16 protein-coding genes are annotated in these 22,353 nt (G+C 28.3%); 6 read left to right on the forward strand and 10 right to left on the reverse strand.

The genetic code is table 4. The annotated features are described in order from the left end of the window. Window positions 1–63 precede the first annotated feature (63 nt). The 10 genes from mip to lon all read right to left on the reverse strand — a co-directional run bounded on the left by mip (window position 64) and on the right by lon (window position 15,478). Window positions 64–2,649, reverse strand: coding sequence for an Ig-specific serine endopeptidase MIP (gene mip, locus AC0B4N_RS03235; RefSeq protein ID WP_465102420.1), 2,586 nt, complete (start codon window positions 2,647–2,649; stop codon window positions 64–66). A 9-nt stretch (window positions 2,650–2,658) separates the two neighbouring features. After that, window positions 2,659–4,050 (reverse strand): MSC_0618 family F1-like ATPase beta subunit, encoded by a 1,392-nt coding sequence (locus tag AC0B4N_RS03240; protein ID WP_465102421.1) that lies wholly within the window; start codon window positions 4,048–4,050, stop codon window positions 2,659–2,661. Continuing rightward, window positions 4,050–5,579: an MSC_0619 family F1-like ATPase alpha subunit gene (locus AC0B4N_RS03245; protein ID WP_465102422.1), complete on the reverse strand. Its 1,530-nt coding sequence runs from the start codon at window positions 5,577–5,579 to the stop codon at window positions 4,050–4,052. The genes AC0B4N_RS03240 and AC0B4N_RS03245 overlap by 1 nt, the downstream gene beginning before the upstream one ends. An 8-nt stretch (window positions 5,580–5,587) precedes the next feature. Further along, window positions 5,588–7,765 carry an MSC_0620 family F1-like ATPase-associated subunit gene (locus AC0B4N_RS03250; protein ID WP_465102423.1) on the reverse strand — a complete coding sequence of 726 codons (2,178 nt, stop codon included), beginning with the start codon at window positions 7,763–7,765 and terminating at the stop codon, window positions 5,588–5,590. Beyond that, complete coding sequence (locus AC0B4N_RS03255; protein ID WP_465102424.1) at window positions 7,758–8,216, reverse strand: MSC_0621 family F1-like ATPase epsilon subunit; 459 nt, start codon at window positions 8,214–8,216, stop codon at window positions 7,758–7,760. Before AC0B4N_RS03255 ends, AC0B4N_RS03250 begins: the two co-directional genes overlap by 8 nt. Beyond that, a complete protein-coding gene (locus AC0B4N_RS03260) occupies window positions 8,216–9,112 on the reverse strand; it encodes an MSC_0622 family F1-like ATPase gamma subunit (protein WP_465102425.1) in 897 nt (298 codons plus the stop codon). Before AC0B4N_RS03260 ends, AC0B4N_RS03255 begins: the two co-directional genes overlap by 1 nt. Further along, window positions 9,112–9,630, reverse strand: a complete 519-nt coding sequence (locus AC0B4N_RS03265; RefSeq protein WP_465102426.1) for an MSC_0623 family F1-like ATPase-associated protein — start codon at window positions 9,628–9,630, stop codon at window positions 9,112–9,114. Before AC0B4N_RS03265 ends, AC0B4N_RS03260 begins: the two co-directional genes overlap by 1 nt. Before the next feature lie 3 nt (window positions 9,631–9,633). Beyond that, window positions 9,634–11,151: an MSC_0624 family F1-like ATPase-associated membrane protein gene (locus AC0B4N_RS03270; protein ID WP_465102427.1), complete on the reverse strand. Its 1,518-nt coding sequence runs from the start codon at window positions 11,149–11,151 to the stop codon at window positions 9,634–9,636. Between the two features lie 216 nt (window positions 11,152–11,367). Further along, window positions 11,368–12,837, reverse strand: coding sequence for an amino acid permease (locus AC0B4N_RS03275; RefSeq protein ID WP_465102428.1), 1,470 nt, complete (start codon window positions 12,835–12,837; stop codon window positions 11,368–11,370). 1 nt (window position 12,838) lies between these two features. Further along, window positions 12,839–15,478 (reverse strand): endopeptidase La, encoded by a 2,640-nt coding sequence (gene lon / locus AC0B4N_RS03280; protein ID WP_465102429.1) that lies wholly within the window; start codon window positions 15,476–15,478, stop codon window positions 12,839–12,841. Between the two features lie 285 nt (window positions 15,479–15,763). Here lon and nadE point away from each other — a divergent pair, with 285 nt between their 5' ends. The 6 genes from nadE (at window position 15,764) to AC0B4N_RS03310 (ending at window position 22,350) form a co-directional block, all read left to right on the forward strand. Continuing rightward, window positions 15,764–16,558 (forward strand): NAD(+) synthase, encoded by a 795-nt coding sequence (nadE, locus tag AC0B4N_RS03285; RefSeq protein WP_465102430.1) that lies wholly within the window; start codon window positions 15,764–15,766, stop codon window positions 16,556–16,558. Between the two features lie 9 nt (window positions 16,559–16,567). Continuing rightward, window positions 16,568–17,302, forward strand: coding sequence for a YebC/PmpR family DNA-binding transcriptional regulator (locus AC0B4N_RS03290; protein WP_465102431.1), 735 nt, complete (start codon window positions 16,568–16,570; stop codon window positions 17,300–17,302). Next, complete coding sequence (locus AC0B4N_RS03295) at window positions 17,302–18,333, forward strand: ZIP family metal transporter (protein ID WP_465102432.1); 1,032 nt, start codon at window positions 17,302–17,304, stop codon at window positions 18,331–18,333. The genes AC0B4N_RS03290 and AC0B4N_RS03295 overlap by 1 nt, the downstream gene beginning before the upstream one ends. Window positions 18,334–18,436: 103 nt before the next feature. After that, on the forward strand, window positions 18,437–20,437 hold the full coding sequence (locus AC0B4N_RS03300) for a GGDEF domain-containing protein (RefSeq protein WP_465102433.1): 2,001 nt from the start codon (window positions 18,437–18,439) through the stop codon (window positions 20,435–20,437). Beyond that, complete coding sequence (gene rplI, locus AC0B4N_RS03305) at window positions 20,418–20,879, forward strand: 50S ribosomal protein L9 (protein WP_465102434.1); 462 nt, start codon at window positions 20,418–20,420, stop codon at window positions 20,877–20,879. Before AC0B4N_RS03300 ends, rplI begins: the two co-directional genes overlap by 20 nt. Then, window positions 20,866–22,350 (forward strand): replicative DNA helicase, encoded by a 1,485-nt coding sequence (locus AC0B4N_RS03310; RefSeq protein ID WP_465102435.1) that lies wholly within the window; start codon window positions 20,866–20,868, stop codon window positions 22,348–22,350. The genes rplI and AC0B4N_RS03310 overlap by 14 nt, the downstream gene beginning before the upstream one ends. Window positions 22,351–22,353: the final 3 nt, after the last annotated feature.

The raw sequence follows: 22,353 nt of genomic DNA on the forward strand, positions 1-22,353 counted from the left end.
TATATTTATAGAATTTATAAAAAAACGAATTTTTATGTATATATTATATAAGAAAATTATATTTTATTTATTAAATTTAAATTCTTCAGGAATATTATTAAAACCTGTAGGGAATAAATTAGTTTTAAAATCAGGGTATATTTGAGCCATAGCTTGGCGATAGGAGTTAATTTGAAGATTTCCTCCTCCATATATTAAATCATATTGAGGTAAATTATATTCTCCGAATAATCCTTGGTAATTAAATCCTTCTGATCTAAAGGCAGCTAATAAACCAGTACGAGCAGCAGAGTTACCAGAATGGAAAACACCAACAAGCTCATTATTTTGATTTCTAAATGATGTCCCACTAGCTCCACCATATGGAACATATTGCTTAGGTAAATAATTTAACCCATACCCAATTAATTTATCATTGCCTGAGACATAAAAGTCTTTACCAGTATGAGTTGCAGTTAAAAAAGCATCAGTAAGTCCTGGTTTATTAGTAAAAGTACGGTAGCCAAGTGAACTAGATAAATAGTTACCTAAATCTTTATAACTTTGCTCATATTCATCTTTATGCCAATAAAACTCTGGGTTTGAATTTGTTCAAAGTGAATATGTATCCATTCTGGTACGGTAATTTTCACTTTGATTTGCACCTGATCCATCTTCATTTAAAAAGAAATAATCTTCAAATGATAATGGGTACCCAACTGAATATAGTTCGTTCCCTTGGTACTGTTTTTTAGTTTCATTAGTTGAAATTAGTTCGCGGTCAATTTGAGAATAGTCTTGTAAGTATGATTTTTGTAAAAATTTAATATGTTTATCTTTGGTGTTTGCATAATCATTAGTAATTAGTTTTGCAAATTCATCAGGTTTATTCTTGATTTGATCATATTCATAATCTAAATTTGAGCTTGCATTTGTCGAATAATCATAGGCTCAAACATTATCTGAATTAACGTGGCTAAAATCAAATTCTAGCACTGCAAAATCCACAAATTCTTCTAAATTTTCATATTTTGCTTTTTGTTCTGGAGTTAAAAAATCAGCAGGTTTTGAAGATAAAAAGTTTTTTCCTTCAAAAACTTTTTTCACCATAGATTGAGCAACACCATTTCTAAAAGTAAATTGTTCAAAATCAATATCAGTGCTTACTGCAGAAAATTGTTTATCTAAATTAATATTATTTTTTAATTTAGCAATGCTTACATTCCGAGTTTGGCTCGTAAAATTATCTGCAACGTGTAAGTTAGTTCCAAAATATCATTTAGTTGGATATTTCCCATCCTCAGAAATTTGATAATCTAAAATCCACATTGTTCCAGCAGAAGATTGAGTTGATCCTTCCACTGGATTAGTAAATTGTACGCTATAAGTCTGCATTGCTGCCGTTTTATAATATTCATTAACTAAAGTTCGTGCAAGGCCACTATATCTCCATTGGAAACGCCCAATTGAATCCGCACGTTCAGGTCCTTTTTCAATTTCCCCACCTTCTTGCATTGCAAGACCTAAAAATTCTCCATTAGTGTCATATTTTGGTAATGTAAAACCCTTAATATAAGAAGATTGATATGTATCTAAACCTAATTCTTTAGCTTTTTTATCAAAATTATTTATTGCTTCTTTGTTAGAAGCAATATTTAAATCTAAGCGGTAATCAAGGGGCGAAATTCCTTTAAATTGTAAATGTGCCATCAAACTATTTAAATATAACACATTATCCATTTCATAACGTTGTTGATGGTTTAAATGTTTATATAAAACATAATCATGGTTTAAATGCTCATGGTTTTGAGGATCGTTTTTATCATATGCATTATTTTTTTTACCATCAATTGGGTTAAATTTAAGACCAGTAATAAGTTTAGATCTTGTAAATACCTCACTTGGATTTGTTTTATTTGTAAAAGTAATAATTAAATTTAAAGCTCCTAGTCAATCAGAAATATTTTGGCCTTTTTGGTCTACAAAATAATCAAATTTTGTAACATTGTAATTATATAAATTGGCATTTTGACCTTTAACATTAATTTCCAAATCCGCTAGCTTTAAATCAGTTGGATAAATATCTTCAAGTTTCTTTGAATCATTAGAATGTTTTGTAATTTCAAAGTCAACATAACCTAGTTTGTCAGTTTTAAATTCTATGGGCTGCGCTATTTGCTCAGAATGATATTTAACAGTAGTATCTTCATAAAATAACTGAGCTTTAGTTAAAGAACTGAGTGAGTTAGGCACTTCAAAACTTCCGGCATATACTCCATATGAAACTGATCCATTAACTAAGTCAACTTTAACAGTATCATTAAGTAAAATATGGAATTTATCGCGTTTTAAATCTTTTTGGTTTTGGGCATGGAATCAAAAATCCACTTGACGTGAATAAGGATCAAGTTGCACTAAATTAAAATGGTTTAAGCTTTTAGTGCTAGTAACTTCTGGCGTTTTTTGGGTGGTATTATTACCAGGATCTTTTATTTCACTATCATTGTTTTTGCCTGGATCATTTACAACTGGAGGCAGTGGGGCAGGATCAGGTTCTGGGTTTGGTTTTTCTGGCTCTTTTTGTGTTGGATTGCATGCACTAAGAAAGAACAAAGGACTTATAAGTGATGAAACACTAATAAGTCCCTGTAATATTTTTCTTTTTCTCATTATTTAAAATTAACTATATTGCATTGATGATTCAAGTTCATCATCAGTAGGAATAGTTAAGTTTGATCCAACATATTGGAAAATTTCAGGACTTTGTTTCAAGTATTTTCCTTCAAGAATTCTGATAACAGAGTCAACTGTTTCGTTAAGTGGCACAAAAACCCCTGGTGATTTAGTAAAGTGTTCAGTCATGAAGAAGTTTTGTGTAAAGAAGTTTTCAAGTTGTAAAGCTTTTTTGACTGTGTTTTTACTTTCATCATCCAGTTCATCAAAACCTAAAATTAAAATAACGTCTTCTAAATCCTTGTAAGCTTTTAAAATTCTCTTAGCCTCAATAATTGCATCAAAGTGTTTTTTACCTAATAATTCAGCAGTAACTGAGTTAGATTGACTAGCTAATGGATCAAAAGCAGGGAAAATATTTTTAGCAGATTGAGCACGAGATAAAACTAAGTTTCCATCTAAGTGGTTAAATACAGCAACTGCTGATGGATCTGACAAGTCATCCATTGGTAAAAACATTGTTTGGAATGAGGTAATTGATCCATTTTCGTTTTTAAATAAACGATCTTCAACAGCTGCAACATCACTTTCCAAAGTAGATTGATATCCACCAACTGATGGACGTTTTCCTAAGGTAGCACTTGTTTCATTTTCAGCTTGTAAAAAACGGTAAATATTATCAACGAATAAAAGCACATCTTGGTTATGTTGATCTCTTAAGTATTCAGCAGCTGTTACTCCAATTGGCACAATTGACATACGAGCACCAGGTGATTCATTCATCTTAGAAATATACATAACTGATTTGTCCATTAGATTTGAAGATTTAAGCTCATTGTATAACTCAATTGCTTCCCTTGAACGCTCACCTGAACCAATGAAAATGTTTGATGTATTAGGTGATTGACGGTTAATGTTAAAAATCATTTCCTTCATTAAAACTGTTTTACCAACACCGGCTCCACCAAAAATACCAATTTTGTATCCTTTGACAATTGGAATAAAGAAGTCAATTGCTTTAATACCAGTTTCAATAAATTTAAATTCACGAGTAAGGAAACGATTGTTATTGATAGTTGAATTCATTTCAACTTTAAGTGGAAGGTATTCTTGTGGTAATAATGCTTCACCTCTAAATGAGTAAATGTTATTAAGCGAGTCTTTACCAACTGGAACCATAAAGCTATGTCCAAGGTTTGTAACAACATCGCTAATTGAAATTTCTTGTGAACTATAAATTACAATAGCTCTAACAGTAGTATCATTAAGCACTCTTTTTACTAATAAATAAGTTGCACCATTATGTAAAGTTAATAAATGGTTTACTTTTGGCAAGTTATCTTTAGAAAATTCTATTTCAAGAACGTCTGACCATAAACTTAAAATTTTTCCGTTCATTATTTATCTCCTAATTTCATTGCTAATTCTTCAAGGTAACTTTCTTCAAAGTCAACAAATTCATGGTCAATGGTTATATCTCAATTATAACCATTATATTTAGCATATTGTTTTAAAGCTGATGCAAAGAAAGTTCTTACTAAGGCATCATCATAAACTTCAGTATCATTAATAATCTTATTATAAGCATTTTGGGCTTGATCATTAGTTTGAATTAATAAATCAATAAATTGCAAGGCCCTTTCCTGGTCTTTTATGCCGTTAAATAATCCCCATGAGATTAATTTAGAAGTAAGCAATACTGTTTTTTTAGAATAAATTGCAAAGCCTTTTTGATTAAATAATTTTTCAATTAACTTACCTTTGTTTAATAGTTCAGTAGTTTCTTTGTTAAATTCATAATCTAACATTGAAAGTTTTAAGTGACGTTTGTATTTTCTGTATGCTTTACCAACTTCGGCAGCTACTTTAGTAACACTACGGCTTTGCACGCTTGATCCAGTACGCGAAACAGATAGATCAATGTTAATAGCTGGCAAGATTCCTTGTGAAAATAAATCGGCACTAGTTACAATTTGACCATCAGTAATTGAAATGATGTTAGATGATACTAATGAAGTAATATCTCCATCAATAGTTTGTAAAATTGGCAAGGCAGTAATAGTTTTTCTATTTTCAAAACTGCCTGAACGCTCTAATAATTGAGAGTGTGAGAAGAATGTATCCCCTGGCATAGCTTCTTTACCAACTGGACGGTCAGTTAAAAGTGCAATTTCACGAATAATGTTTGCATGTTTTGTTAAATCATCAAAGACAACCAAAACATCATGTTCGTATGATAAGTTTTCAGCATGTGCCATTCCTATGTATGGTGCAAGGTATTGTTCAAAAGCACTTGTTGAAGGCGCATCGATAATAATTGTATTTTGCATTGCTCCATATTCACTTAAAGTACGGTAAATTCTTGAAATTGCTTCACGTTTTTGGCCAATTGCGACATAAATTGATTTAACACCTTCCTTAGCTTGGTTAATAATTGTGTTAATAGCAATATGTGTTTTACCAGTTTGACGATCACCAATAATTAATTCACGTTGTCCTTTACCAATTGGTATAAGTAAGTCAACTGATACAATACCAGTAAATAACTGATCTTTAAGTGTTTTAACTGACATTAAGTCGTGGGCGAGTTCAAAAACTTTAGCTCCTGTTGGTTGTGTATATAAATAGTTTTTCTCAGGTGTTGGAAGTACTTTGTTTCCAAAAATGTCAATAACATTTCCAAATAAATCACTTGGTGTATCAACTCTAGCATCATCATTTTCTAACACGATTTCAGCACCAATTTTAAGTTGAGCTTCTTTTGTATTAGCTAATAAAAAGGCTTTGTTTGCTGTCGCATTTATTAACATTAATTTAACTTCAGTATTATCTAATAAATGATAAAACTGTCTTTGTTTATATGGGAATTCCCCAGTAACTTCTACTATATAATCAAATATAGATGTAATTGTTGGATTTTTATTCATTTTTCCTCCTATAATCCTAAAATATGTAAGACAATACCTACAATAATTGCAACAACAAATGATGTTGCTAATAAAATTGATAATTTTCTATATTGTTTTCAACGGTCTGTTGTAAATGCTTTTATAAGCACAAATATGTTTGCGATGCTTGCTATAAGTCCCATAACTCAAAGCGAAATTCCAAATCCCATAATTATGCTACCATTAGTCTTAACTTCTTGGTTATTACGTTTAATAATCTCTTTATATGCAGCTTGTTGCTCGCCTTCAGCAGGGTTAGACACTGGTTCTTGAGATTGAATGTTTTCTTGGGCATTAGCACCAGCTGGAATATTTGGTTGAGTAGATTGGCTTTGCGATGTTTGAGTTTGAGTTTCACCAATTACTTTTTGTAATAGCAATAATTCTTCAGAAACTATTTTAATATTTTGAATGAATCTTTCATACCATTTTGTAACATTAAATGTTGAAAGATCAGTTGATTTTCTAAGTTTATAAATTTTGGTTTCTAAGTTAGAATAAAAGGTGTTGATATGTTTAATGTCAATTCCTTTTTCTTTTAGTTGACCTTCTAATTTATCGTTACGAGTAATCCGATTTTTTAATAACTCTTTTTTACGGTTTAAAGCATTAACTAACGAATAATAGTAAGGTAAGTTATTAATTTGTGAAGTTTTCATTGAAGCTAAGGTTAACTCAGTTAAGTTATCTTCAAAACCAGAACTATTTAAAACTGTTTTAGAAACTTCATTTAAGGAAATATCATTTGCATATGCATTTTGTACAGCTTCATAATTTTTAATAAATGATGCAGTGTTAATTAATTGAACACCACTATTAACAATTTGAAATAAAGCATCAGATAGTTGATTACTTTCAAGATTTGTATAGTTTATTTTTTCATCAATTCCTAATGACTTATATAAGTCTGTAAATAATTTTGAAATTGTTTGGTAAGTTAATTCGGTTAAAGCCGCAGTTTTTTTATTATTATGAACTTTTACTTCTGCAGTATAAGTTCTATTCTTATCAACTTCAACTGTATCACTAAGTTTTACTTCAGCAATATATTTATCACCTTCTTTTTTAACACTTTGTACAGTATATTTATATCTAGTGTTAACAGGGTTTTTAAAGAAGAAAATTTCGTTATTAGAAGCAAATTTTTCAGCTATGTCACTATCATCCATCTGATGCCATTTAAGTTCAGGAGATAAAGGCGGAATCCCTTGTGAGATCTCTTGAGTTTTAACTGGATCTGTTGGTTTATCTTGATCTGGATTATCAGGATTATCTGGATCAGGTGGTTGTTGCTGTTGCTGTTGTTCTTGTTCTTCTTTTGTTAATTCAATATTTTTTTCTAAGTCAAACTTAGAAATTCTAGGTTTAAATTTAGAAACAATATATTCATCTCATGAATTATAACCTTGTGGTGGTTTAATATCATATCTATTATCTTTTGGATCTTCGTTAAGTGATAAAAAATAATCTTTATCAATTTCTAGGGCATCTTCTTCTTTATAAATTAATTTATTAAATTCTTCTAATAAACTTTTTCCATATTTCCCAAGAGATTCTTCTAATTTTTTCTTATCTCATGAGTTAACTTGATCTTTACCACCATCAGGTACTTGAAAAGTTGTTCCTTCACCTAATGGAGTTTTATAATCAGTTGGATTAGTTGATCCAACTCAAACCCCATTAAAATCTTCATTGTTATATTTAATATTTGAGATATCAACGTTACGCTGGGTTCCAGCCACTAACGGGAAAATAATATTTAAATCCTTAGCCGAAGGATTTGCAATAATTTCATCCTTATTCTTTTTGAAAAAGTTTGAAAGAATGTTTAAGTAAGTAATTTTACTTAATTTCTTTTGAAAATCTGTTTCTTGAGTATTAATTCTTTGTTTTTGGTCGTCAACTCATGAAATAAAGTTGTTAACCGCGTTAGTAACCATTTCTTTAGTCGCATTTTCAGCAATTTCTTTAAATGAGTCGAAGTCTTCAGCATTTTTTGGTGGGGTTTGTGGAGCTTGTGTGCCCCCAGGATTTTGTTGCTCTCCCCCAGTTCCTGGGTTAGGATTTTGACCTTCACCTGGAGTTTGTGAAACTAAAGCTAAAGGTGCAAGTAAAGTTGGCGAAAGGGCTAATAAGTTAAACAGTTTTTTGAATTTTTTATTCATGGTTATTAACCTCCTCTAAATTCAATAACTTACTCATTGATAGTTTAAAGATTTCGTATTCTAAAAATTCTAATTCGAGTACTTCTTCGATTGATCAACCAATAAATTGGTTTGAAACTAAATCTGATACTCGTTGTTTTTTAGTAACCAAATCATTATTTAAAGCAATTTTTTGCTTTGTTTTTTTGTAAAAGTTAGGTTTTGAAAACGTTTTAATATTCATCATATTATCATGCGTAAGAAAACTCACATTCTCTAAGAACATAAAAAACGTATTTTGCAATGTATTATTAACAAATTTTAATAAAAGTCTTGGGTAAGAACCAATTGAATTATCACCTAGTTTAACTCATGTATCTTCATCATTACTATTAATAAAAACATCATAATCATAAATGTTATCTTTCTTTTTATTGTTTAAGAAAGTTATCGAAATTTGTTTAAATGCCATTATTTGCCACCTTCCTCAAAAATAGTACGTTTTTTCTTGGTTAAGAAAGTTATTTCTTCAATTTGCTTTTCTTGTTTTACGCGGTTAATACGTTTAGTTAATAAAAATAATTCATCATCAAGTTGTTTAAGTTTTTTATCAATTGTAACTAAATTGTTTTTAGCTGCATAAAATGATGATTCAGTAATAAGTGAATTAATAGCATTTTCTAAGAAAATTGAAATTTGTGACTCAATAAAGTTTTCAATATTTGGATAAATTTCCGCAAATGATAAGAATTGTGAGTTTTGATCTACTCCAGATTCGGTATGTAATAATTTTGCTACGTCGAATGCTTCAAGTGGCAAGACTGTAAATACGTCTTTAAAGTTTTTGTTTGAGTTAAGTACGAAGTTTACTTTTGTATAGTTATTTTCGATAAATAGTATTTTAATTGTTTTAGTTAATAAAGTTGTTAAGTTCTTAAATAATGTATTTTCAAAATGTAATAATTGATTAAATTTATGTTGCTGTGCAAATGATTTGGCACGTTCTCCAATAGTAATCAAATCAATTTCGGATTTTTTAGCTCTTTCTAAAATTTCATTTTCATATCTTGTATACGATTCAGTACCATATTTTTGTTCTTCAGTAATATAAACATAGAGCTCTCTTGTTTTATGAAAAAGAAATTTATGAGTTGTAGGTTTGGAATCAGTTATAAAGTTATTTGAGATAGTATACTTAGATTTTAAAAACTTTAATAAATTAGAGTTAAGCAAAGCACTATCTAAGTAAAATGATAATTTTTTTGTTAAATTAAGGATGTTAATTAACAAAATATTTTTATCATTATTTACTTTTAATTTTATATTTTCTAGGTTCTGTTTCTTTTGGACTAGTTCCTTTATGTGCATTATTCAACTTTTGAAGTTACTTCTTGGTTAAAAAATAGTTTTAATGAATCAGGACCTTGAAAAATAAGTGTGTTAGGAATAAGCTCTAAATAAAAACCTCTTGAGATTAATTCGCTAATTTCTGTATTAAATGCTGTTAAAAGATTATTAATAGCATAATCTTCCTCATCAGTCACAAAATTAATCACATGATTATCTGAAAGGATTTCACAACTAGCAATTAGTGGAACCATTGTAACTTTTGAATATTTTAAATTTAAGTTAAACATAATTGTGAAATCCTTAAATTGAATATTGTGGCGCTCTCTAACAGCTTTTTCTAATCTATGTTTAATTGTTTTAAATTCAGGCGATTTAAAACCTAAATTATTTAACAATAATGGTTTGCTAATTATGGTCTCAAAAGATAAAATCTTAGAAGCGTTTTGTTCATAAACAGTTTTATATTGTTTGTATAAATCAAAAAGACCTTCTTCATTGATTTTTGGTGTTTTTTTAAATAATGTTGTTTTTCTCATATGCTAGTTTCCCTTCTTTAAACTAAATCTTTTTTCTTTAAACATTCTTAAGGTTACAAGAGTTTCTAACTGTAATGCTTGTACTACAAATAATGTAAATATTGAAGCTACATATACAATAACGATAATTTTAATTACTGAAATTGGGGTTGGCACTGAAACCAAAACATAATTGTTATTAATTAATAATTGGTGGTTTAAACCTAAGATTAATAATAAAATAATTTTGAATGAAAAGATCATTACTAACATGATAAATGTTAACTTGTTAATAAATTTATTTACTAGTATGTAGTGAGTAAATGTGGAAATTGATAAAAGACTAATTACTAATAAATTAATAATCATAAAATTAGAATTTTCAAATTGAATTACAGATACCATAAATGGTAATCAAATTAATAATTGTGCTATTGAAAATCTAATAATTAAATTTGATGGGTTTTTTGTCTTAGTGTATTTTAAGTATGAAACTAAGAAATATAATCCAGTTGCTAGAATTGCTAATAGGATAATAATCCCATTGTTAAAGTTGTAAGTGGCTTCCGCACCTAAAATCGCAAATTTAGCAGGATCTTGTAGTAAAAGTGTTGCTAATCACACTGTCACTAATAAAGCAAATACAAGTGCAATTAAGAAAGAATCTTTATCTTGATGTTTGTAAATATTCTTTTCTGATAATTTTTGTAATTTAATTACGTTTGCTCCGAAGATTAAGAATATTACGAAAATAAATGAAACAGCAATAATAGCTAAATTACCAAAACTTTTAATATTAAATAATTGATCAACAAAGTTTCAATATTTTTGTTCATTTCCTGTTGTGTTTCTGAATAATCTTGCCCCATTTGCTTTTGAATATGAAACTCAAAGCAATACATTAAATAACACAAAAGTAGTTAATACAACTTGGGAAATAACCTGAATAATTAAAGGTCAAGTAGACTTATATAAAACAGGGTCTGACTTTCTTTTAATTAAAAAGTTATATATTTCAAAAGCAACGTTAATCAATAATAAGGGAATTAAAATATAAATTAATTCTAAGTATTGATATGCTCTAAATTTTACTTCTGCACCATTATCATTTTTGGTTAAAATAAATGTGTAAAATAAAATTAATGAAACAAGTGATAACAAAAAGTATAAAACATAGAATATTGAATAATGTTTTAATTTTTCTTTTTGCGTATTAATATTTGAGTAATTTTTGAAAATACTAAATAAAAATACAAACATTAAAATACTAAACCTTATTAAGACAACGGCATTGTTTTCTTGCTTTGTAATCGTTTCAAATGAAATAAAATCTTGCAAGTTTGCACTAGTGCTGTTAACTTTAATTAAAGTTGCTGGGAATAGTGATTTGTCAAGTGTTAAAAATAGCGACAAAGCTCCAGCAAAAAAGAAAAGAATTAAGATAATTTTATAAATAAAAATTCATTGGTTCTTCGATTTAGAACTAATTTTAGAATTATAATTAACATAAATTCTTTTCTTCTCAAATAATTCATTTGTCATTGAATTTACCTCCTATATATTATTACGTATTTAATTATACTTTATATTGTTAAATTCTGTATGCATAAACCTACAAACATAATATATTTTCATGCCTTGAATACAGCCTTAAAAATATTTTTAGCTGTTTTTTTTTTTTTTTTAGGAACTAAGTCGTTATAAAAGGCCTAAATCCACCTTTAAAATCACTAAAAAACCCTAGTTTAAACTAGGATTTTAGTGATGATATAAAATTGCTTTTTGTTTCATGTGTTTAAGTTTTTGTTTGTATTTATAATATGAATAATAGCGAATTAAAGAGCCCGAAATTAAGAATGCAAGGTATCCAAAAATAGTAAAGATCACTTCACTATTTAAACTAGCACCAAAAATACCTGGTACAAAAAATGTAATTAACAAAAATGATGCTCATATAATTCCAGCAACATATGCCATTTTCTCTCAAAGAGGTATTCTTGTAATTTTTTTCTTCTTTTCCAAGATAAAGGCAACAATAAAGGTCATGATATCTTCAAGTAATAAAGCAATTGAACTCATGTTAATTACAGCATCAAAATAATCGCTTTGTTTTTCTTTGGGGGCTAGTAATACAATTAAACATAAAACAACCATTGATACAAGTGTATAAAAGGCAACAAAAATAATTGCTTTTTTGTATTCGTTATTTTTGTTCTTTAATGCTAAAGATTCAACGATTAAATTATCTTGAGCCAGTGGCACTAATTTTCGTGCACTTGAAACAGTTTGAGTTATTTTATAACCAATATCTCCAGATATAAAACCAACCACAAAGATGATTAAACCAAAAATTCCTAAAGATAAATTATAGTATTCATGAAACTTTTTATCAATAAATGCTTCGCGTAGTCCTAGCATTACAGAGTAAGCAATCATGTAAAAAACAAAAACTAACCCGATTGCGCTAAGTAAAATTACTCTAAAATTTTTAAAATGCACATCTTTGGTCATAGCAGCCATGTCTTCAATTCCCGCAAAAGCAAAAATAAACAGTAGAGTACTAGAAAAAATAAGTTTGGTGCTGATATTTTTAGAACGCACAAAACTTTCATGGTAACCTAGATTTGTAATTTGGGTAATTAGTAAAATTAGCCCAAGTCCAAGGACTAACCATTTTAAAATTGAACTTGCTAAAATTACTTTTTTACTAAGTTTTAAACCAAAAGTAGAAATAATAATTAAAATCCCAAATAATAATACTGCTAAAGGTCTAATAATTCAAATAATTATAATTAGGTTAGGTGTATTTTGGCTAAGAATATCTTCAATAATTCTTGACAAAAGCAAGGGCGAAATTGAAGATAAAATTGGCGATTGAATAAATTGGTTTCAACCAATAAAGAAAATAAAATTACGTTTAAAAGAGCGATTAAATCTTTGATGCATTGATAATTTTGAATTTTTCTTCATTGAGTAAGTGTGATTTGTTATATCATCATCTATATTTCTGGCAAAGGCATATGATCCTCCGTAATGATCGCTATATACGTTGGATAAACGGGAAAATACTAATGATGTACCCAAAACAGTCAATAAAGATAATACAATAACAAGATAACCCCAATAACCAAGATTTAAAACACTGGTTATTGTGGTTATAAAACCTAAACCAACGATGAAGTTGATTGTAAAAAGTGTAAATGATTTGGCAGTGAAGTGCTTGCCCATACTATTCTTTAATTACTTTTAATGGTTTTTTCTTGTTGAAAATTACGTTGTATATTTCTTCGTAATTTTTAACAGGAATGTATGTTAATGTATTTTTTATTTCAGCTGGTATATCCCTTAAATTATTAATATTACCATATGGAATAAATACTTTTTGAATATTTTTTTGGTTTGCTGCAAAAGATTTTTCTTTTAATCCACCAATATCTAAAACTTTACCACGTAGGGTGATTTCACCAGTCATTCCATAAATTGGTGGAACTGGGAATTTTTTCAATGCAGAAATTAAGGCAGTTGTAAATGTTACACCTGCACTAGGCCCATCTTTAGGAACGGCGCCTTCAGGAACGTGAATGTGAATTGTATGTTTGTCAAAATCAAATCCACTAATACCAAATTTTTCAACATTAGAACGAACATATGAGACAGAAATTTGAGCAGATTCCTTCATAACTTCTTTTAATGATCCAGTGATTTTTATCTCTTCTTTTCCAGGGAAAATATTAACTTCGATCTGCAATGATGAACCACCAGTTGAAGTATAGGCAAGACCATTAACGGTTCCTGGTTTTTCTTCTTCAATTTCTTTATTTTTCTTGTAAAGAGCAACTCCTAATAAATCTTCTAAATCTTCAATTTCAACAGCATGATGTTTTGGTCAATCTTTTTGTTTAGTTTCTAACAATTTAACTGTTAATTTACGTGCGATTTTATCTAAAATACGTTTTAATCCCCGTACACCGGCTTCAGAAGTATAATGTTGAATAATATATTTAAGTGTTTCATCACTTAGTTGCAAGTAATCTTCAGGTAAAGCAACTTGTTGCATCGCTTTAGAAAGTAAATGTTTTCGAGCAATATGAATTTTTTCCGTTAAAGTGTAAGATGAAAGTTCAATAATTTCAACACGGTCAATTAAGGCGTGCGGAATACTTTCATAATAGTTTGCCGTTGCTATAAAGATTGCTTTAGATAAATCATATTCATGTTCAAGATAATGATCTTGGAATTTAGAGTTTTGTTCTGGATCTAAAACTTCCAGCATTGCACTAGCTGGATCTCCTTTATTAGTTGATGCCATCTTATCAATTTCATCAAGTAAAATAACAGGGTTTGAAACTTCTGCTTTTAAAATACCTTTAATAATTTTTCCGGGCATCGCACCAACATATGTGCGACGATGACCCCTAATTTCACTCTCTTCATGGACTCCTCCTAAAGAAATTTTTACAAATTTACGTTGCAATGATTCAGCAATTGCTTTAGAAAGAGAAGTTTTTCCAGTACCAGGAGGACCAACTAAACAAATAATCGGAACATTATTGAATTCTTGAACTTTTTTATTATCTTCTTTAAATAAGTTTAAATCTACTTCTAGTTGATTATCGAGTTTGAGTTTTTTAGCAGATTTTCTCTCATTATTTTTTTGGTTAATAATAACTGCAATATATTCAACAATTCTTTCTTTAACTTTATCTAATCCATAGTGATATTTTTCTAAAACTGCGCGGGCATGTTTAATATCTAAAAATTCTTTTTGTGTTTTTCTTCAAGGTAATTTTTTTAATGTGGAAACAAAAGTTTTTGAAATTGAAGCTTCTGGGGAAGCTGGCATCATTTCGCTTGAACGCTTATTTTCTTCTGTAATTAATTTTTTAACTGAATCAGGATAAATTTGTGTTTTAGTTTTATCGCGTAAGTCATTTGCATATTCATCTTCCACAATTGGAACATTAATATTTGCTAGCTCTTCTTGTAAAATTTTAACCTTTTCACGAATTATGAATTCCTTATGTTGATTAGATACTTTTTTATTCATATTTTCTTGAACTTGTTTTGAAATTCCGGCAGATAACCCTAAAAATTCACTAATACGGCGTAAAATTTCTTGTAATTCTGATATTGAAAATTCATGATACATTGTTCCACGATCAAAATAATCATTATTTAAATATGAAATAGCACTTAATAAAAATTCTTTAGTACTTTCAAAACCATGTTTTTTAAAGTTATACTCAGTATATTTACGGACTAATTCTTCAAGGTAGTTAATTGAAGCATATTGATCAGAAAGAGGTTGATTAATAAAGAAAATTTCTTCAAAAGTTTTGCTATTATCAGCATCTCTTTCAATAGGGTTTTGTAATGATCTAAAAATGTCATAATATCTCATTAAATCATTTTCGTTTTGAGATGCATTTAGATCAGTAAATAAGTCTAAATCATCACGTTCACCAATTACACCAAATGAAATTTGACCTAGATCATATTTTTGTGCAATTTCTTCATATTGGATTTGTGGATAAAACTTATATGGAGCCTTTGGATCGCTTTCGTCGTATACAATTAAACCAATATCATCTACATCAAAATAACTTCTTGATTTAAAAATTATTTTATGTCATTTGCCATTTGGGGTGTTTACTTCAACAATACGTAAAAATGTTGCTAAAATAGCACGCGAATCAATGGTATTTTTTTCATCATGATAGACGACAACAAAACTATCACCTTTTTTAAATCTTTTAAAAGCAAGGTGATCAGCATTATTAAAAAATTCTTGCTCTATAATTGCACCAGGCACACAAGCTTTCTTTTTATCTAAGATTAAAGCACTTAATGTTAATTTATTTTCTTTCATATTTCTCCCATAATTCTGATTTTAATAAATATTTTTTTTCGGAAATTAAAATTTAATTAAGTTCCAAAAAATCAATATACTATTATAATGTTAAAAGTTATTTTTTATTAAAAACAACTTTTCAAATAATTTTAAATAAAAATTTTTATATTTCATTATTATACATTAAAATATTAAAGATCTAATTAATAAATAATTAAATATAAAATCTAAAAATTACAAAAACCGTAAAAAGTATACTTTATATTTAATTTTATATATTAAAATTTCCAAAAAAGGAGTAAAATGAGTAAAATTAGTAAATATAATAATTTTCAAGTAAGTTATGACCGCGAAATTGCATTAAAGTACTTAAAGAAAATTCAAAACTTCTTAAAGTCTCGAATGCTAAATGCAAATGCAAAGGGATTTGTAGTTGGAATTAGTGGCGGAGTTGATTCTTCATTAGTTTATGCAATTGCGAAATCAATTATGCCTAAATCCACCCTTGGTGTTGTTATGCCAATTAATAATATGATTCAAAGTGATTTAGATCATATTAAATTATTAGAAAAAAACTTTAACGATACTTTTCAAAGAGTTGACTTAAGCAAAACTTTTGAATCTTTATCAAACCAACTAAATTTAAAAAATGATTTAGCGATTGCTAACATCAAACCAAGGCTAAGAATGAGTACATTATATGCCCTAGCCCAAGAACATAATTATTTAGTTTTAGGAACTGATAATGCTGATGAAGTTTTTATAGGTTACTTTACCAAATTTGGCGACGGCGGGGCCGATTTATTGCCAATTTCAAAACTTACCAAAGGAGAAGTTAGATTTTTGGCAAGTTTGTTAAATGTTCCAAACCAAATTATCAACAAAACACCAAGTGCCGGACTATGGGAAGGTCAAAGTGATGAACTTGAACTAGGTTTTAGTTATAATAATTTAGATTTTTATTTAAATCATTATAATAATAATAGAGAAAAATTAGTAGAATTTTTAGATAGAGAAACTATCGATAAAATAGAATATAAACATAAAATAACACAACATAAACGTGATAAAATATATACAGTTAGAAACATAAAATAGGAGAAAATTATGGCAGGACATTCACATTCAGCAAATATTGCACACCGTAAGGGAGCACAAGATGCAGCAAGAGGAAAAATATTCCAAAAACTTTCAAAAGAAATTTTTGTAGCAGCATCTCTTGGGCCAGATCCAGATATGAACCCAGCTTTAAAATTAGCAATTACTAAAGCTAAAGCAAAAAATATGCCAAAAGATAATATTGAAAGGGCTATTGCGAAGGCTAAAGGTTCTAAAAATTCAGAAACGTACACTGAATTATTATTCAATGCTACAGTAAGTGGTGGAGCAACTTTTATCGTTGTTACTTTAAGTGATAATGTAAATCGTGTTAAATCAAATATTCAGGCATATTTCAACAAACAAAATGCAACTTTAGGAAAAACTGGGCAATTGCCATTTGCTTTTGATAAAAGAGGTGTTATTGAATTTGAAAAACAAAATTATTCAAATGATGAAGTAACTTTTGTTGCCTTAGAAAATAATGCACAAGATGTACAAGAGACTGATGCTTCATTTATCTTAACTTGCTCACCCGAAAACTTCAGTAATTTAAAAAATGCCGTTGAAGCAGCTTTAAGTGTTGAAAACTTCACCCAATGTGAAGTAACATATATTCCAAATATGTATGTTGAATACGATTCAGAAAAAGAGAAAAAATTGCTTGAATTTGTTGATAAACTTAAAGATGATGATGATGTTCAAGAAGTGTATCATAATATTGAAATTAAACATAACTTATAATGCGTTGAATCGAAACTTTATATAACTCTTTATCAAATAACTTAAATAATGAAATAATAGCAAAACTTCTGTTAATTTTAATATTTTTAGCAGCAATGCTTCTAATACCAATTTTAATTTCATTATTCTTACCTTTTTTAAATAAATATTTATCGAAAAAATCCTTTAGTATTTACGTATATGCTTTTTCGACAGGTTTTTTTATTGTCCTAGCAACCTTTGGGTTTTTAAGTGAAGCCCTCGAAAATTCATATTTATTTGTATCTAAAACATTTGGACGAGACTATACTAAAATTGCATTATATGGATATAATATTTTATTTGTGGTTGTCGGTTTAATAATTGGCCTTACATTTGCTTTTTTTATTAAATTTGTTTTATCATATCAATTTAACAAAAAACTTTTGAAGCATAAATCACTTAGTGTTTTTGTTCATGATCATAATAATGATCATGAACATCATCACCACATTCATGAAGATTATATTTTTAATTCTCAAGATAAAATAGACATTGCCAATTCGACAATATTTAAAAAAACAGAGGCAAAGCTAAAAATTATCGCTTTATTATTACTTTTAACTCACCGAATCCCCGAAGGTTTGTTATTAGGTTACAACCTTAGTTTATTTACCCCAAATGAAATTGGCGAAGTTAACTATTCAATTACATTTGCCTACTTTTTTTCATTAATTATTCATTTAATACCTGAAGAAATTGTTTTTTATATAAGGTTAAAAGAATCTGGCTATACGCCTATTAAAGCACTATTATTATCATTCTTAGGTTTGTTTTTATTTTTGCCTTTTATGGTAATAGGCATGTTTGCAGGTGGCTCAATTGATTACTCTGGTAAAGCAATGTTATATGCAGGGGTTGGTGGAATATTTATTTTCACATCATTAGTGGAATTTTTTCCCGAATTTTACCACCAACATTTTAGTAAACATAAATGATTAATTACATTGGCAATTTTATTTTTAGGAGTGATTATCGCTACCTTAATCCTTTCTTTTCACGAACACAAATAAAAGATCATTAAGATCTTTTTTTACACAAAAGAAAGCCATAAAAGTTTAAAAATGTTATAATATAAATTATTAAGTATTTATATATAAAGTAAAGGAAGTAAAAATGAAATTTAGTAAAAAATCATTAATTTGACTGATTCCTGGGATACTTTCACTATTGCTAAGTATTATAATAATTTTAACATCACTAAATGACTATAATAAGGCAATTGTTTCTGCTATTATTTCGGTTGCAATTATTTCGTTATTAACAATAACAATTTTGATTGTTTATTGGGGAGCAAGAAATTTTGCCAAAAACAAGAAAATAATTGATACTTCATTTAATAAAATTTTACATGATATTTTAGACCAAAATAATCTTGGCATGTGCATTTATAATACTAACCATGAAATAATTTGAACTACAAACTATATTAAAACAACATTTGGTCAAGATTTTATTGGAGTGAATTTAGCCAATATGATTAAAACTCTTGATCCAAATTTAGTAAATAATAAATTACCTTTTGATAAATACTTATTAATTAATTTTAAGGATCAATATTTCCAATTGCAAATTTTTCCAACAGAGCATTTATTAATTTTTCGTGATGTAACAAGTGAAAATATTTATAAAATTCAAGCACAAGAACAAATGCCAGTTATTGGTGAAATTGAAATTGATAACTATTTGCTATATCAGTCAATTTTATCTGAAGAACAATTATTTAAAATTAATAGTATTTTAGTAACTGTGCTAAGTGAATATAGTCAAAAGTATAATTTTATTTATCGGCAATATACAAATGGTAAATTCTTGATTTTTACAAATGAAGAAAGTATTCATAAATTAATTAACGAAAACTTTAATTTATTTTTTAATATAAAAAATGTTCTTAGTGATAAATTAGTTAAAAAACTAACTATTAGCGGAGGATTTTCTTACGGATGAATATCACTAAAAACAAAAATCGAAAAAGCCAAAAATGCTTTGACTCAAGCTCAGTCTCGTGGTGGAGATCAAATAGCTATTCAAACAAACTTTGTACCAACTTTTTTCTTAGGTTCAAATACTGAAGTTTTAAAAGATAATTCAAAAACACGTATTAGGTATCTGGCAGAGCAATTAGAACAAAAACTTTTAGATGAAAGTATTGATCAAGTTTTTATTTATGGTCACCAATTAGCAGATTTAGATGCTTGGGGTGCCGCTTATGCTGTTTATGAACTAGTTAAACATTTTAAAAAGAAACCTTATATTATTTCAGATGCTTTTGATTCAACTACTACTCAAATGATTAAAGATTATAAAATTCCCAAAAATAACATTGTTTATAATTCTAGTTTTGCTTTAAAAAATACCAATATTAATTCACTAATTATCTTTGTTGATGTGGCTGATCCTGAGCGAACTGATAATCCAAAGGCAATTATAAATGTGAAACGTGAAAATATTTTTATTCTCGACCACCATCGTTTATTAAAACAAACTGATTTTGCATTAAAAACTAATTGTTATGTTGAAACAAGTTCTTCAAGTACTTGCCAAATCGTGACAGAAATTCTTACCTTTTTAGAAAATAAGTTTGTTTTATCTAAATTAGCCGCTCAAATGTTGCTCAATGGAATTATGCTTGATACAAGCCAATTTTCAAAATCAGTAACTTCAAGTACCTTTGCAGCTGCATCATGATTGCAAAGTCAAAATGCTAGTTCATCTCGAAGTGTTGAAGTATTAAAAATAGACCACAGCACTAATGATAAAATTCAATCATTGATTGAAAATATTTACGAAATTAAAAAAGGACATTTCTTAGCATATTCTAATATTGAAGCCTCGAATGATGAAATTTCAATAGCAGCAAATGAAATCTTACGTATCAAAGGAAGAATTGCTTCCTTTGTTATTGCTAAGTTAGAAAATAAAAAAAATATCTATAAACTAAGTGCAAGAGGCATTAATACAAATGTTCAAATTATCTGCGAGGCTGTTGGAGGAGGAGGCCACTTTAATGCAGCAGCCGCAACTAGTCAAGAAGATTTAGAAACATTTGTTGATAATGTCAAACATGCTATAACAACCGCAGGGAGATTAATTAAAAATGAAAGTAATATTAACTAAAGATTGTAAAGATGGTAAAGCAAATACCATAATTGAAGTATCAGCTGGATACGGAACCAATTTTTTAATAAAAAAAGGTTTTGCAGTTGCTTACAATGAAGCCAATTTAGCTAAATTAAATAAAGTTTTAGATAATTTAGTTGCTGACGAACACGAAAAGCGTTCTCAAGCGCACGAATTAAAATCTAAAATAGAAGATTTAACATTAAAATTCCAATTATCAGCAACGATTGACAAAAACGGGAATTTAAATGTGCATGGTTTAATTTCTACTAAAGATATTGATAAAAAACTTAAAGAACTAGGCTTTAAATTGCCTAAACATGCATTACAAAAAATCCACCTAGTTTCACATGGAAATCATGAAATTAAAGTTTATATCTACAAAGAAATTGAAGCAACCTTACGCATATTCTTAAACATTACTAATGAAAAAAAATAGAAAAAAACATATTTGAAAATACCATAATTTTGAAAGTTTTGAATTTTTAAATAACCAACAAACCTTATTCAATGATGATTTAACCGAAAAAAGTGTTTTAAACTTAATGATGGATGATGCAAATAGACAACAGACGGCTTGCCAATATTTAACTGGTGAACACTTTTATCATGATGATAATAGACAACTTTTCGAATTTATTAATGAAAAACGTAATAAAAACATCCATGGTGTTGGGGTTTTTAACGATTATTACGAAATTCAGGAATTTGTTGAAGCTGAAGACTTAAAACACAAATACCCAAAAGTAACTAGTGCTTTAATTAATGAAATTAATTCATTATTTGCTAATGCTGATAATTTTTTAGATAAAATTGAGCAATTAATTGAATTGCTCAAAATGCGTAATTTAGAAACTTTTTACCAAGCCTCGCTTAAAGCCTTAAACACTAAAAAAAATTTAAACTTTCAAGATTCAGTTCAAGATTTTACCACCTTCTTAGAAGAAAACTATTCTTCATCTTTACAGAATAGTTCTTTTATTCCATTTAATGAAGCAACCCAAGAATTTGAAGAATTAATATCACAAGGACTAGTGAATGATACTAATGAAGGATTAAAAACTGGTTATGATTTAATTGATAATTTAATTCAAGGTTTTAAGCCAGGACAATTAATTATTTTAGCAGCAAGACCCGGGGTAGGTAAAACAGCCCTTGCATTAAATATAGCTAAAAATATTACCCAAGAAGAGCAAGTTGATGCACAAGGACAAATTATTAGGCCATACAGTTGTGCTTTTATTTCATTAGAGATGCCTTATACTGAACTAACCACCAGGTTTTATTCATCTTTAGCTTCAATTAACCTTGGTAAATTACAAAAACCCAAATTATTAGAACAAAACGATTTAGTCATTTTAAGATCAGTTATTTCAAGGAATAAAAATATTACTAATTTACATTTTGATGATAATACTTCAAGCAAAATTTCAGATTTAGTTTGAAAAATTAAGCAATTGCACAAAGAGATACAAACCACAAATAAAAATGGATTGAGTTTATTGATTGTTGATTACTTACAATTAATCTCAGGTAGTGAATTTAGTGGTAATCGTCAAAATGAAGTAGCGCAAATTTCAAGAGCTTTAAAAGTTTTAGCAATTGATTTAAAAATTCCAATTTTAGCATTATCACAATTATCAAGAACTGTTGAAAGTCGCGAAAATAAAAAGCCCCAATTAAGTGATCTAAGAGAATCAGGAGCCATAGAGCAAGATGCTGATATTGTAATCTTTTTAAGTCGAAATCAAACAAAATTAAAACCAGATAACAATCAAGACCAATTCAATAGTTTTAATTCACATATTCTAACTGATTTATCCATTGCTAAAAACCGTAGTGGACCAATTGGAGAAGGTGAATTACTTTATGAAGGTGCCAAAGTAACCTTCTACGAACGAAAATATTAGGAG

Source organism: Mycoplasma sp. 13536 (assembly GCF_055523495.1).